This window comes from Vibrio injensis (assembly GCF_001895205.1).
Lineage (GTDB): Bacteria > Pseudomonadota > Gammaproteobacteria > Enterobacterales > Vibrionaceae > Vibrio > Vibrio injensis.
The window spans coordinates 53,850-68,157 of the sequence record NZ_BDJF01000017.1 but is presented as its reverse complement, the minus strand read 5'-3'; the positions used below and the strand labels follow the sequence as shown (position 1 = coordinate 68,157).

The window sequence follows — 14,308 nt, the reverse complement described above, 5'->3', positions numbered from 1 at the left end:
TAGGATTTTTTATATTTTCTTTTAAGTATTGAAATTTTGAATGTATTAATACAGCAATAATAGAAATGATACAGAGCACTACCATTTTTTTATCGCTATTATTGGCTAATGCAATAAATGGAAATAAATATAAATAGGGTAATAAAATAATACCTTGCGTTAGCCAAGATCGAATGTTGTATTGCTTCATTATTAATTACTCTTAGTCGTATAAGGATTAATGTCTGAATCAGGGCGGGTTTTTAATAGACGTAAAATCCACATATATTGCTCAGGACGCTCCGTGACATACGCTTCAATACACTCATTCATCATTCGCGCATCTTGTTGTTCATCACCTGTTGGAAAAGGCAAGGGGGGATAAAAATCCAGTTCATAACCCCCTGTGTCGGTGTTAAACATCGCGAAAAGAGGAACAATTTTCGCTTTACTAAGGCTTGATATACGGCCTAATCCAGCAATGGTCGCTTTTTGAGTGGCAAAAAAATCGACAAACACACTGTGTTCACGGCCTAAATCTTCATCGGGTAAGTAGTAGCCTAAATAACCGTCTTTACGAACCGATTTAATAAATGGCTTTATACCGACACTGCGATCGTAAACTCGCCCACCATATTGCACACGCTGTTTGTGCATCAACCAGTCGGAGAGTAGATTACTTTGGCTTTTTGCCATCGCTGAAACCGGTAATCCACGTGAAGCAAGCAAAATGGCGGGGATATCAATTGACCAAGTGTGGGGGACGAGAAGAATCACGTTCTCACCATTCGCCAGTACCTGTTCAACATGCTCCAAACCACGCACGGTCGTTTGTTTTTCTAGCCACTGTTTACTTCTGAGTGTTGTCGAAGCAAAACTCATCAAAAACATCGTGGAAGTGACGTACATTTTGCTCAGAATAGCTTCTCGTTCAGACTCAGTTTTATCTGGAAAGCACATCGCCAAATTCACTCTGGCGCGGTTATTGGCTTTACTTTTCACGTTAACGGCTAAACGAGCAAGTCCACGTGCTATCGCACGTTTCAAGCCAGTAGGTAGAAAACTAATCAGGCAAGCGATAATAATCGCGAGCCACGTACCCCAGTAACGAGGGTGAAAAAAACGCCATTGAAACTTGGGGTTATAGGCGTATTGATCAAAGTCATTGCGTGGTAAAGACATAAACTACCCAGTATAAAAGCGAGAATATTGTTTGAATTATCAGCGAAGTATAGCAGCTTCCTACAGAGCGTAATAGAAACAATCTGACAAAGTGATAGGTAATACCCTCTATAACGTTACAATAGAAAAGGTACCGTGATGGCCGTGACGCGAGCATGCGCCACGACTATGCAAGAGTAGGAGTAAGGTTAAATTCTATTCAAGATTAATCACTGCCGAACAGATCACGGGTATACACTTTGCTAGCGCAATCTTTGAGATCATCCGTCATCCGGTTCGATACAATCACATCAGCCTCTTGTTTAAAGGCGTTTAATTGGTTGATGACTCGTGAGTGGAAGAAATGACTCTCTTTGAGCACTGGTTCATAGACAATCACTTCAATTCCTTTGGCTTTTAAGCGTTTCATGATCCCTTGAATACTTGAAGCGCGGAAATTATCCGATCCCGTTTTCATGATCAGCCGATAGATACCAACCACCTTTGGATTACGTTTTAGTATTGAATCGGCAATAAAATCTTTGCGAGTGCGGTTTGCATCGACAATCGCACCAATAATATTATTCGGTACTGCTTGATAGTTAGCTAATAGTTGTTTGGTATCTTTGGGAAGGCAATAGCCGCCATAGCCAAACGAAGGGTTGTTGTAGTGGTTACCAATTCGCGGATCCAATCCAACTCCTTCAATAATTTGTCGGCTATCTAAGCCATGCACTTCAGCATAAGTATCGAGTTCATTAAAATAAGCTACTCGCATCGCAAGATAGGTATTGGAGAACAATTTTACCGCTTCGGCTTCGGTGGAGTTGGTCAACAATACAGGAATCTGATCTTTGATCGCTCCTGCCAATAATAGATTGGCAAACACCTGTGCTCGCTCACTCTGTTCACCGACAATAATACGAGAAGGATACAAATTATCGTATAAGGCTTTTCCTTCACGCAAAAATTCAGGTGAAAAGAGAATATTCTCACATTGGAACTGCTGTTTAGCTTGTTCTGTATAACCAACCGGAACGGTAGATTTAATGACCATCACCGCATTAGGATTGATTGCCATTACATCACGAATAACCGCTTCAACAGAGGTGGTATTAAAGTAATTGGTTGTGGGATCATAATCTGTTGGCGTGGCAATAATCACAAAATCAGCGTCCTGATAAGCTTCGACTTTATCAAGAGTGGCAACAAAATTAAGATTTTTGTTACGCAGAAAATCCTCAATTTCGTGGTCAACAATCGGCGATTGCTTTTGGTTAAGCATGGCGACTTTTTCTTTAATGATATCAACGGCAACCACCTGATTGTGTTGAGCGAGTAACATGGCGTTTGATAAGCCTACATAACCGGTGCCGGCAACTGCTATTTTCATGGTTTGGATCCTGACTAGTCTTATTAATTCAGCTATGGCTCTTTCATGGACTCGGTTCAAAGAGCGATAGCTAATAAAAAGGTTTATGATTTCGCTTTACGGAAAGTGTAGTTACCACGTACTTTTCGCCATAGCCCCAGTACATCGGTTTTCGGGAAAATCGCAATCCGACGAATTTGGTAACGGTCTTCATGTATTGCCAATGGACCGCTACTGGTTGCCACTGCAAAGGGATACCCTGCTTGCTTGGCGAGCTGTTTTGATGCTTGGTTATGATCGCCAAAAGGATAAGCAAAAGAGTAGAGTGATTCGCCAATTAAATCCTCTAACTGCTGCTTGTTGACTTCGATTTCTTGTTGTTGTTCTGCATCGGTTAATTGACTTAAGCGAGGGTGAGTTAAGGTGTGCCCGCCAATTTCTACCCAGCCAGAGTCGTGTAAGGCTTTGATTTGTTCAGGAGTCATTAAATCGACACGCTTTTCAGGACGGTTCGGCACTTCGACATCCCAACGATTAAATGACTCTCCAGTAACCACATACACTACCGCTTTAAATTGGTATTTTTCGAGCAATGGTAGGAGCAGTTGGTAGTTATCTTGGTAGCCATCATCGACAGTCAAAATAATATAACGTTTCTTTGGCTGTAAACGATAAATTAAACCGTTATCCGCCAAATCTTTAAAGGTTAGCGTCTCAAAGCCCATTTTTTTCAGTAGCTTGAAGTGTTTCTCAAGCATATCAATATGCAGATAGGTGCCGTGTATCCCTTTTTCGCTATCATCGCGAATAAAGCGATGATACATAATGATTGGCACTTCTCGTTTTAATTTATGGACATAAACGCTTTGATAGACTTGCTCTAAAGACGTGACGATTTCAGTCAGTTCATACGCTGCTTTGACTTGTTCAGTAACGGCGGAGCTGCAATAGCGCTGCGCTACTCCTTGTTCAACCAAATCAGCAATCAGAGAAAAATCGATATCAAGATCTTTCGGGCCAATATCACCAAAATTACTGGCCATTGCGAGCGGTAAATTTTGTTCATCAATCAAGCCGACGCAACTCGCTTCACCAATAGCGAGTGTCGGTCTACCACACAGTAAAGATTCTATCGCCACCCGGCCAGCGCCAATCACTAAATCAGAACTGGCCATAATCCCAGCGACATTCGTCGTATAACCAGGAAACTCAACCTTGTCTTGTAAAGCACGAAAACGTTCGGTCATGGCAGAGCCAGTGATGACTCTAACGTGATAACGCTGTGTATCGATACATTCGGTCAGTAAGCGATAGCAAAGCTCACCTTTAGGACCAGTTAAGCGGCCGACGATGGTGACCACAGGCTTTATATTATTAGGGGCATCTTGTCGGAAAAACTCCGCGGTCGCGATTCCATTACGATTGACCTGCATCGACTCTAGCTCGACGCCTAAATCGCGATGCAGTTGATCGCGAATCGCTTCACAGACCGGTAGCGCCATATCCCCCATAGCATGAAACTTTTTACGTGAAGCATGAACGGGCTGTCGACCATGGACCGTCGTCACCATAGGCGTTCCGGTGAGTTTACAAGCGACATGGCAACTCCAACTTGATGCTCTTGAATGCGCATGAACCAGTTGAATATTGTGTTTTTTGATCAAATAAATCAGATAAGCAACATGCCAAAAGCGGCGCGGTATACTGCGTTTATTAAAACGTAATTTAAAAAAATCGCCTTGGTGTGGTTTCGTCAAGGTATCTGAAACATAAAATACCTTATGTCCACGGCGTGTTAACTCATCGCCCACGGTCGTGGCATACACCTCTGCACCTGTCACTTCAAGTTGCGATAAGGCCATTAAAATATGCATAAAAACTCCCAGAGATGCGAATGGTTAAGGTAAAGAATGCATTAGTTGATTGGTATAGTGTTGAGTTTGTCCGTCAAACAACAACTGCTGCGAGATAAAAGTAAAGGTTTGCGCCTGCTTCCAAATAGATTGAAACTCATCATCACAGGGATGCGCTAACAACGTAACCGTATCCTCAGCAACTTTAGCACACTGCTCAAGTGCGCCAGTACGAGCATTAAAGCGGATAAAATTATTCTGCTCAATCCAGCGAATACTCTCACCTTGTACAAATTGAGCGCCACCTTGGTGTTTCTCGGGGGCAAGTAGTGAGAAGCCGCTAAACCAGGGCACTTCACCACCGAGCCAGTCGAAAATGGTTGGCGTGATATCACGTTGAGAAGTCGAAATATCAAGCGTGTTTGCCGCAATAGAACCGTCGGTTGCGTAGATTAAAAAGGGAATAGAATTGGCAGAAAGGTCATGGCTGGAACCTAAAGCGGTATGATCAGACATCAACACCACCAAAGTTGGGCGTTTTACGGTTTGATTCAGTTGAGTAATAAAGCGTTCTAAAGCGCCATCAGCATGATGCAGGACACTGCGCCGAACTTGATCACTATTGTCTTTGCCAAAGACATACAAAGATTCATCAGGAAGATAGGTATCATGCGTAGTGCCTGTATTGATCGTCACCAACCAAGGTTGAGCTTGTTGCTCTAGAGCAGTAATTTTATTAAGGCTGAAACGATAAATGCCATCATCCATATAGCCCCAGTAATTTTGTTCAGCGGAGAAGTCGTAGTCAGTTTTACCGTAAGAGAACTGATAACCGAGCGATTGAGCAAATTGTCCTACTGACCCTTTACCGCTGCCTTGAATAAAATGGGTTTGCCAACCTTGCTCGCGTAAAAGTTGGGGGAGACAAGAGTAAGCTTTGGTTTGCAGTTGGGTTCCGGCAACACTACTGGATACTGGGTTAGGAAAAGAGCAATGGCTGGCAAAAATGCCCTGCACTGTGCGAAATCCGTTGGCGTACATTGCGTGTGCGCTTAAGCTTTGAGCTCGTAACTGATCAAAAAAGGGGGTAGCATCCACCTGACCGGCATAACTTTGCATATCAACACTGGCCCAGCTTTCGAGCAAAACAAACACAATGTTGGCCTGTTTTAAATGTGCTAGTTGAGCTTGAAGTAAAGGCTGTTTATCGTAGTCTAATGTTATTCGCGGTGTGATTTGCTGCGCGGCATTTTTAGCCCCTTTTGCCAAGTGGTACGTAATGCTATAAGGCGCGCTCCAAGCAATAAAAGCTTGTTCGGAATTACCAATTTTATGAGCACTCATTGGGCTTTGTGGTGCATCAGACCAGCCGCCTCGCACCACCGTTATGGTTGCGGCAAGCAAAATCACACTAAATAAGCTTGAGGAGATAAGTCGCTTGCCACTTAAAGTCAACGGCTGAAAAGGCAGCTTACTGGCTCCAATAATACTCATCACACTCAAAATACTCGCTGCAATGACCAATAGCGGCGACGTTTGTAGCGCAGTGATTAATAGGGCGAATTCAGAATCTTCAGCAGTAAAAACTTCAAAGGTAATATGAGTGCCGGTTTGCATGGTATAAATTGCATCGGCCGCGGTGGTCATAATAATCCATACTGCGGCGATGGCCGCCACTAACTTGGGTAGCCAGCGTAATGGTTTATATCCCCCCGTTCCAAGGTGAACCAGTAGCACAATCACGACAGACAACGTCACCATGACGAGATCAAGACGAGTTCCCCATAATAACGCCTGCCACCATTGATGGCTGGTCATAGAAATAAGTGCAGTATCAGCAAGAAATAAAGCCACTACTTTGCTGAGTAGCGCTGCAGAAAAGAGCAGTAAACTAAGAGGAATAAATACGCGTGGCATACAAAGGTTACTCGTTAGTGGATGGTGTCATTGTCAAAATTAAGTCGTTAGAGAAAACGTATCAGAGAGCGTTAATCTGCCAGATATGAGGATCTCAGTCCAAGATCCTCAGCTTGTCACTTAAGCATTGATGATCGCCATATACTCAGCGACGCCTTCAGCAACGGTTTTGAATGTCACGTCACAGCCCGCGGCGCGTAATTTGGTTAAATCCGCTTGCGTATATTCTTGGTAAGCACCTTTTAGATGCTCAGGGAAGGGAATGGTTTCTACTTGGCCTTTACCGTGATGCTTAATGACGGCATTAGCGACTTCGTTGAAAGATTCAGCGTTACCGGTACCGCAGTTAAAAATGCCTGATACGCCACTGTCCATAAACCATAAGTTGACTGCTGCGACATCGCCAACATAAACAAAATCGCGTTTAAAGTGTTCGCTACCCGCAAACAGCTTTGGATTTTCCCCGGCGTTCATTTGATTATTTAAGTGAAAAGCGACCGAGGCCATTGAACCTTTGTGCTGCTCACGTGGGCCGTAGACGTTAAAGTAACGAAAGCCAGTAATTTGCGATAGCTTCTCTTTATGCTCGGCAGCGTCTTGCCATAGGCGGCGGACATAGTTATCAAATTGCTGCTTGGAATAACCGTAAACGTTTAATGCACCTTCATATTGTGGCTCTTCAATAAAGGTATCGGTATCGCCATAGGTTGCCGCCGAGGAGGCATAAAGGAATGGAATTTCACGGTCGAGGCAGTAATGCAGTAGCTCTTTAGAGTATTCATAGTTATTGAGCATCACATATTTGCCATCCCACTCGGTCGTCGCAGAGCACGCACCTTCATGAAATACGGCATCAATTGGACCAAAATCATCCCCAGCCATAATCTGGGTCAGAAAATCATCACGATCCATATAGTCGGCAATTTTCAAGTCGACTAAGTTTTTGAACTTACGGCCATTTTTTAAATGGTCTACCACTAAAATATCGCTAATGCCGCGTTCATTCAGGGCCTTGATAATATTGCTGCCAATCATGCCAGCACCGCCAGTGACGATGATCATAACCTGTTCTACCTTATGCTAAAAAGTCTCACAAAATAGTAGCAGGAAAGGGAGAGGTGGGGAAGGTTTAGGAATCTAGGGCCTAGGGCTATAGAACTTAGGCCCTAGAACCTAGGTCCTAGGTCCTAGAGTCCTACTTCCTTTATTCTTCTAACCATACCCACGTATAAGGTTGGCGTTTCAGCAAGTCTTGTTGATCTTGCTGGGCAGCGATATTTTTTAGGAGTGGGATGTTATCTATAGAAGGATCAATTAGTTCAGATCCTAGAGTTCGCTTATAGAGATCTTGATATTGATATAAGAAAGTTTCTGTTATAGAACTTGACGGTGTTGTTATCCAAGAAACTGAAAAATCTTTAATCTCTTTTAGTTCTTGATCTAAGATTGGACTATCAAACTTCATAACAGGTAGCTCGTTATGATATGGGCTATAGATAGTTTGTTTTATAAATATAGGCAATCCGCTGGGTACAGTTAATTCTGAATCAATGAGTAACCTTAGAATTGTATTATCGATTTTTTGAGTATGAGTAACTTGAATACATTGTGTATTGTTGTGCTCATGACATATCCCCAATGTTGGTGGCTCTGGATTAGGAAAACCGTCTAGAATATTTTCAGCACTTAAATGGCTAGTAATTGAACTTGTCCCTCTTGAGACATGTTGAAATTTCCAATAAGGGGATGATGGAGGAGAAATTTCTTTTCCTTTTAGTTTTAAGTAATAGTTATCTACATTGATTAAGTTTGAGTAACTATATTTATCTTCAGAAGATGTATTTAATGATTGCCATAAATAAGCATAAGGGGCATTAAATTGCTTTCCATCAACAAATAGTTGAGCTGATGATAACTCTACATCAGAAGGTACAGTCCATGGAGTGTCTCTTTGATCAATAATATCAAGGTCAACTTCTTGCCCAAGGCTTCCTAATGCATTGGTAGTTCTAAATTTAAAGCCAAAAAGATTTTGTATAACGTCCTGATTTGTTCGCTCATAAGCGGTTAATAATAGTGGTCTCCCCGTTCTAGAATTCACAGATACATCTCTACCGAGTTTATTAGTTGGCTCGAAGGATAACTGATTAAAGTGATTGAGTGAGAAAAAGAAAAGTTTATTTTCATCAGGGATATGAATAAATGACTTGTAATCACTTGTTTGCGGGTTGCTATTATTTCCGGAACCTATAGATAAACAATTAGAGTTATTGTTTTTATTTTTGGCGTAGATAGAAAAACTTTCTGGAATGAAATCTTTAGAATATGTACTTACAAAATTATCTCTACCTTCTGAGTATACAAAACTTACATATCCATTTTGTGGGACGTCACTTTGTCGAAAACGGAAAGTTGAGCTTAGACCATTCGTTTCAGTGCTATTACTATAACGACGAACAAAATTCCCATGTTCATCATGAACAACAATTTGATAATTATTTTCAGGGGCAGAGCGATATGCCACGATCTTTTTAGTTTTATCTTCGTTATAACCAAAGATTTGACAGTTAGTTTGTGTATTGATAGCTATATTGTCTAAATCCAAAAAGCTTACATTAAAGTACTTAACCGGTGGTGTTGTGTTGCCCGAATTGCCGCTTTCTCCACCGCCACAGCCGAATAGGGTAAGGGCGATAATGCTGGTTATAATTTGTTTTTGCATCGTATGAAGTCTCTGAATGTCGCCTATTGACGTTGCTGAATACTACTGAAAAACAAAGCAAAAATCGGGCCATAAAAAGATCTTAGGGCCTAGGCTCTAGGTCCTAGGAAAAACAAACCCTAGAACCTAGAACCTTCTATCGACTCACCGGCTTTTCATACCACGGGCTTCTTGCATCTGTCATACCAAATAAACCATGTTGGCGAGAGAGCATTTGCCCACCATCACGTTGAATTGGCATCCAACTGATCGCCGCGCGGTTGGTATTATGTTTCGCTGTCATCATCTCTAGTGGGACTGAAATATAAAAGCCTTTAGTAAAACCACCTTCACCAAATTCATCAGCAGAGAGATCGGTTTTCGCCGCAAAAGCGCCAACAATCACGCCACTGGCAAACTGTTTTGAAAACTCGACAGTCACGCCAATATCTTCTGCTAAATAACGTCCAGCGCTGACTTTTAATAGGCTGTTATCCAGTAATGACCAAAATTGTGGCTGCCAATACAACGTGGCATGGCCAGTAGTGGTGCCGGTTTGTACTCGATAATGGCTGTTTAGGGTTTTATCAAACTGGGATTCATCATGGTAAATGCCAAAGGCGGATCCCGCTTCACGCTGCGCGACGTAGTTAATATCAACCCCAAATGCCCAGTTATCATTGAGTGGCCGATAGAGCCATTCGGTTCCGACACCGGCAAACATACTCTCTAAATAACCACCATAGAACTGGTTATACACACCGTGGCCTAAGTGATCAAAGTAAGTTAACTGAGCATGGTTAACTCGAATCGTATCTTCTAAATACTCTCGGCTGAGGGTGCGAACTCGTTTTAAATCGGTACCATCTGGCGGTACGGTATAGTTAAATTTGTCGTAGTTATCGTAAATATTGCCATACAAACTACCAGACAGTAGCCAGTGATCATCTAAGCGCCAACTGGCATCGGCGCGTACGCCAATCGCATACAGATAAAAACTTTCAGAGCCACCAAACGATTGTTGCAATACTGGCGCGAGTCCAAAGTCCCACGCTTTATCTTGATGCGTATGTTGTTCACCGATAATCGGTGACGGCTCTTGCAATGTGCTGGCATCACTAATATGACTACCAATGTAGGCTTGGTTCAGAACCTGATGAGCTTGCTCACGGTTAATGACGACTTCGGTTAATGGCTGTTGATTACGCGTTTCAATGATCCGCACTTCATCGGTATCAATACCGCTATTGAGCACAACGCGCGCGACTCGTTCATGAGCTTCTTGTCGATCTCGATAGCGCTTTTGTTCACCCGTCACTGTCACCGCATCATCACTTTGGTAGAGCCGAACCGATTGATAACCCGCGACTTGAGCCACTTCTTCGGTCAAGGCTTGCCATTCTTCGTTGCTGAGCTGCGCGCGTGGTGCATTCGGTTGATAAGCGGGTTTAGGCTCATCAAGCCACAATGGTTTAATGTAAGAGAAATTGCTGTGCAGTCTAACCCCTAGATTAAGCGTATTACCGCGCTCATAACTGAGACGAAGGCTGGCCCAATCGGTCATTGCATAATTAAGCCCAAAATTCCATGGTGTTGATTGGGTCATTGAGGTTTTACCCCTTTCGACCGGAAAATCACTGCGATAATCATTGCCATCGTATTCGATTTTTAAGGTCAACGGCTGATAAGGGGTTTGATATTCAATGCCACCAAACAGAGCCATACAACCGCTAAACATACGATCGATATTAAAATCGCCGCCACCGGTTTTAAAGCTGGTATCTCGTCCACAGTCAGCCGATAACGATTTATCACCGCGTAGATTGGCTCGGTTACCGACATATCCCCAGCCAATACCAAGGGTAACATCAAGAGGTCCCCAGCGTTTACTGGCCGCAAGGTATTCACCATCAAACAGTCCTGTGCCTGCAAAGTCTTGAAAACCAACGGAAACTTGAGGTAGCCAGTAGCTCTCTTCCAGCAGGCGTACCTTCATATCAAACGATTTATCGGTGTATTTGGTATTGCCGCTAAAAGAGGGGTCTTCGCTATACAACAGATCGTGCGCTTGAGCGTAACGAGCGGTGGTTTCTAACCATGGAAAGAGCTGGACAGTAACGGTATAAAAATCATAGACATCGTTATGGTTAAAACCAACGCTAAATTCCCCTTCTGGCTGCATGCGCGCGCTGGGCATTTGCATTAATCCAGTGCCACCAAAGTTCGATTGAGTGTACTGATGCGCGGTGGTGGGGAGGGCCAACAATAAAACACCAGTGTAGCTTAAATATTTAAAGAAACCGTTAGTTAATATCATCATGGTTACTCAGTGGGCAAAAGGTGGCGAAGCAATTCAACCACTTGCTGATTGGTTTGATCTAACTCTGAGCGTGACAGAGAAGCGAACAGGCTGCGTGTAAAGGGAACGTAGATAATCGCACCAGGTTGAATGGGCAGAGACTGTGATTGCCAATAACCAACAGGGTGAGATTGCACATCGCCGTTTGGCTGAATCACCACCAAGGTACTTAATCTTGGGTTTATCCACTGTGCCTGCTGGGCATAATCTTTGGCACCGAAATTGGCTTGCCATTCAAAACGGGTAGGCTCGTTAACCGCTCCCCATACTGAGACACTCGTTTGGTCGCTGAGCAGTGGTAAATGAAGGGCAAAATGTCCCTTCAATAATGGGTTGTGCCGATCAACAACACGAATCACATCCGGATCAAGAGGGATAAACTCACGCTGAGCAAATTCACTGCGTCGCAATTGGTTACGTAACTGCTCCCAAGCTCGAGCTTGATCCGCCGATATATTGTCTTGTTGCAGGGCCAGTTGTTTTAATACTTGCGCTTTATGAGTAAAAGAAGCATGGAGCGAAAATAGGGTTGCACGCGGCCAATCGACCTGTAAGGTACTTAAGATAGGGTGTTGGGCGTGCAGTGCCTCCATCATCATCGCCTCTAAACGTACTGGGCCTTCGGCAACCAAATTAAGCATCGGTGGAGCGGTTGAAATTGCCACTTGTGCGCTAAAGGTTGAATCATTACTACGAGAGCCTGAAATAGGATAAGAAACCGATGTGCTTGCCAAGCTAGATTGACTGACCAGAAGCCAGAATGGCACGAACAATAACGCAAAGCGCATGGTTTATTCTCCTGCAAAAGGTTTAGCAATGGATAAGGCCAGTTGAGACCCGTTTGGTCCCAAACGCTGTTCACTGGCAATCACTTTGCCGTTCGTTGGATCTAGCCAATAGTGATTGGTGTAGCGTTGCTTGGCGAGTGGCAATGAAACCTGCTCTTCGACCCAAATCAGAGACTTAGTGGCATTAGGTAAGGTTTTTTCTTGTTGCGGATGGATAGTAAACGTCGAAACTGCGGGTTGCTGATGGCGCTGAGTATCTTGCCAGCTCAATTGATAACGCCAAGTTTTCGGTGTGCTATCGAGCAACAGATTTTGACTTAGCGGATCGGGTTCATTGGCGTAGAGGTGCTGAATATTACCGACCACCAAATTAACCGTTTTGGTAATGCGTCCCGCTTCAGTAACAATGAGCTCTTGCTGAGCGGAAATCCATTTTAAAGCTAGTGCATCATGTTGACCAGGTTCATCCCAAGCTAACACTAATAGAGCATGAGGCGCGTTATCTAAGCTAGCAAATAAAGACGCATAAGGCAGCGTTTGAGCGTAATCCACGGTGGCGCGTTCATCACTGACCCCAAATAAAGCCACTGAGAGTGTTTCTGAAATATGTTGCGTTTGCGGCGCGCAGCCGCTAAGCACAAGCGTAACAATAAGCAAGCCGTGATGGGCTAAGCGCATATCACAATCCTTAATACAGGCAAGTCGACAGAGAATAACGGTAATGTGGTGAGTTAATCAACAATATCAGAGGGATACTTACACAATTTATACACCATCACTAATATCTTGGTAGAGATAATAAAAACAAAGCCGCACAGGGCGGCTTTGTTTACTGATAACACATCATAATTATTGCTGTGCAGTAACCGTTGTGGTTGTCACTGTATCGTTATCGCTTGCTGCAATAGCGGCTACTGCTACGGCTGCTGCCATTACCGCAGCCGCGGTGCTCGCTGCCACGCCGCCAGCCGCTGCGCCAGCGCCTGCAGCGCCTGCAGAACCTGCGCCAGTAGTAGCTGTAGTACCAGTTGTGCTACCTGCAGTACCTGTTGTTTCAGCTGCAATTGCACCTTGTGCCATTGCAAATGCTGCCAGCAAAACCATTGCTGTTTTTTTCATAACTATACTCCCTAGGGTTTTTCTTATTTACATCGATGTATGAAATGTCTGACACTTCATACCTATTGTAAGAGGAAAAATTCAACAATGTAAATATCTAATGCAAGTTATTGCCTAAATACAGAGTAACTGATGGTCTGCTTTTTATGCAACTGATTAGCTTGTTTTAGAGAGACCTCATCAAATGTTTTTATCATAGTTGAAGAGTCTCTACGATTAAAATTTAAAGGTTATGTCAATTATCCAAACATTGACTTAAAGCATAACGTTTCGAATGTTGCTAGCGCATTACTATGTGTGCATAATCTCCGGTTAATATAAGCAAGCGGATCATCATTAACAAAGATTCGTTTGCTTTTAATCGGCTTATGCGTTGTATTACGTAGGGCGGTAGCGTGCCTAATGTTGTGATGGCTTCTGTAGCGGAGTAAGCTAACTACATGATAAGGATGGTTTTTCACTACTATGCTCAATAAAATGAAACTTAATATGAACTCAGTGATTCAAGTAACCAAAAAACCACTTATTGGTGCCTTTTGTTTAACCCTCAATCTAGTGGCTTTCTCGGCACAATCTGATGGCTATGCCGGAGTGAGCGCAGCGTATAGCGATAGTGAATACCGAGCCTCTACGGGGTGGTTAGACTCATCTCCAGTACTTGCTCAAATTCAGTTTGGGTATTTTTTTTCCGATTATGTCGCTATTGAAGGTCGCTATGCCACTAGTGTTAAACGCAGTGATGATTTGGCGATTGATGGCCTAGCCAGTGCATTAATTAAAGCCAATATGCCAGTCACCGATCGGCTCGCCTTATACGCTTTAGCGGGTTATTCGTATGTTCGAGCGGATTATCAGCACCAAACGACCAATGATAGCGGCGCAACTTTTGGCGTCGGGTTGCATTATGCGCTCAGTGGAAAAACAGCGATTACGGGCGAGTTTGTGAATTATCTTGCTGGTGATGACCTACGCTTGACCGCTTTACAATTTGGTATGCAGTTTAGGTTTTAAAAGACCCTAGGACCTATAAACCTAGAACCTACAACGTACCACTTTCCC

Annotated in this window: 11 protein-coding genes and 1 pseudogene; 1 reads left to right on the top strand and 11 read right to left on the bottom strand. The window is 43.4% G+C overall.

Translation table 11 applies throughout. The features are described from left to right. The 11 genes and pseudogenes from BSR11_RS17355 to BSR11_RS09160 form a co-directional block, all read right to left on the bottom strand. A pseudogene (locus BSR11_RS17355) lies at positions 1-190 on the bottom strand (O-antigen ligase family protein); the annotation flags it as partial. A gap of 2 nt (positions 191-192) precedes the next feature. Further along, complete coding sequence (lpxM, locus tag BSR11_RS09205) at positions 193-1,161, bottom strand: lauroyl-Kdo(2)-lipid IV(A) myristoyltransferase (protein WP_072670122.1); 969 nt, start codon at positions 1,159-1,161, stop codon at positions 193-195. Positions 1,162-1,366: 205 nt separating this feature from the next. After that, positions 1,367-2,533, bottom strand: a complete 1,167-nt coding sequence (locus BSR11_RS09200) for a nucleotide sugar dehydrogenase (protein ID WP_072670121.1) — start codon at positions 2,531-2,533, stop codon at positions 1,367-1,369. Between the two features lie 83 nt (positions 2,534-2,616). Beyond that, positions 2,617-4,386, bottom strand: a complete 1,770-nt coding sequence (locus tag BSR11_RS09195; RefSeq protein WP_072670120.1) for a bifunctional glycosyltransferase family 4 protein/polysaccharide deacetylase — start codon at positions 4,384-4,386, stop codon at positions 2,617-2,619. A 24-nt stretch (positions 4,387-4,410) separates the two neighbouring features. Beyond that, a complete protein-coding gene (locus BSR11_RS09190; protein ID WP_072670119.1) occupies positions 4,411-6,282 on the bottom strand; it encodes an LTA synthase family protein in 1,872 nt (623 codons plus the stop codon). 120 nt (positions 6,283-6,402) lie between these two features. Continuing rightward, the gene (rfaD, locus tag BSR11_RS09185; RefSeq protein WP_072670118.1) at positions 6,403-7,344 is read right to left on the bottom strand and encodes an ADP-glyceromanno-heptose 6-epimerase; all 942 of its coding nucleotides are present in this window, start codon (positions 7,342-7,344) and stop codon (positions 6,403-6,405) included. Between the two features lie 142 nt (positions 7,345-7,486). After that, positions 7,487-9,004: a hypothetical protein gene (locus tag BSR11_RS09180; protein WP_072670117.1), complete on the bottom strand. Its 1,518-nt coding sequence runs from the start codon at positions 9,002-9,004 to the stop codon at positions 7,487-7,489. 136 nt (positions 9,005-9,140) lie between these two features. Next, the gene (locus BSR11_RS09175) at positions 9,141-11,303 is read right to left on the bottom strand and encodes a YjbH domain-containing protein (protein ID WP_072670116.1); all 2,163 of its coding nucleotides are present in this window, start codon (positions 11,301-11,303) and stop codon (positions 9,141-9,143) included. A 2-nt stretch (positions 11,304-11,305) separates the two neighbouring features. Next, positions 11,306-12,130, bottom strand: coding sequence for a capsule biosynthesis GfcC D2 domain-containing protein (locus BSR11_RS09170; RefSeq protein WP_083544935.1), 825 nt, complete (start codon positions 12,128-12,130; stop codon positions 11,306-11,308). 3 nt (positions 12,131-12,133) lie between these two features. Continuing rightward, the gene (locus tag BSR11_RS09165) at positions 12,134-12,808 is read right to left on the bottom strand and encodes a YjbF family lipoprotein (protein WP_072670115.1); all 675 of its coding nucleotides are present in this window, start codon (positions 12,806-12,808) and stop codon (positions 12,134-12,136) included. Between the two features lie 171 nt (positions 12,809-12,979). After that, positions 12,980-13,249 (bottom strand): hypothetical protein, encoded by a 270-nt coding sequence (locus BSR11_RS09160; protein ID WP_072670114.1) that lies wholly within the window; start codon positions 13,247-13,249, stop codon positions 12,980-12,982. 489 nt (positions 13,250-13,738) lie between these two features. On the opposite strand from BSR11_RS09160, the gene BSR11_RS09155 reads away from it, so the two are divergent. Further along, a complete protein-coding gene (locus tag BSR11_RS09155) occupies positions 13,739-14,260 on the top strand; it encodes an outer membrane beta-barrel protein (RefSeq protein WP_083544938.1) in 522 nt (173 codons plus the stop codon). Positions 14,261-14,308 lie beyond the last annotated feature (48 nt).

Coding starts and splice junctions, on each gene's coding strand:
- rfaD (WP_072670118.1), bottom strand. CDS start 7,344: ATGATCATCGTCACTGGCGGTGCTGGCATGATTGGCAGCAATATTATC.
- BSR11_RS09190 (WP_072670119.1), bottom strand. CDS start 6,282: ATGCCACGCGTATTTATTCCTCTTAGTTTACTGCTCTTTTCTGCAGCG.
- lpxM (WP_072670122.1), bottom strand. CDS start 1,161: ATGTCTTTACCACGCAATGACTTTGATCAATACGCCTATAACCCCAAG.
- BSR11_RS09155 (WP_083544938.1), top strand. CDS start 13,739: ATGAACTCAGTGATTCAAGTAACCAAAAAACCACTTATTGGTGCCTTT.
- BSR11_RS09200 (WP_072670121.1), bottom strand. CDS start 2,533: ATGAAAATAGCAGTTGCCGGCACCGGTTATGTAGGCTTATCAAACGCC.
- BSR11_RS09175 (WP_072670116.1), bottom strand. CDS start 11,303: ATGATGATATTAACTAACGGTTTCTTTAAATATTTAAGCTACACTGGT.
- BSR11_RS09160 (WP_072670114.1), bottom strand. CDS start 13,249: ATGAAAAAAACAGCAATGGTTTTGCTGGCAGCATTTGCAATGGCACAA.
- BSR11_RS09180 (WP_072670117.1), bottom strand. CDS start 9,004: ATGCAAAAACAAATTATAACCAGCATTATCGCCCTTACCCTATTCGGC.
- BSR11_RS09195 (WP_072670120.1), bottom strand. CDS start 4,386: ATGCATATTTTAATGGCCTTATCGCAACTTGAAGTGACAGGTGCAGAG.
- BSR11_RS09165 (WP_072670115.1), bottom strand. CDS start 12,808: ATGCGCTTAGCCCATCACGGCTTGCTTATTGTTACGCTTGTGCTTAGC.
- BSR11_RS09170 (WP_083544935.1), bottom strand. CDS start 12,130: ATGCGCTTTGCGTTATTGTTCGTGCCATTCTGGCTTCTGGTCAGTCAA.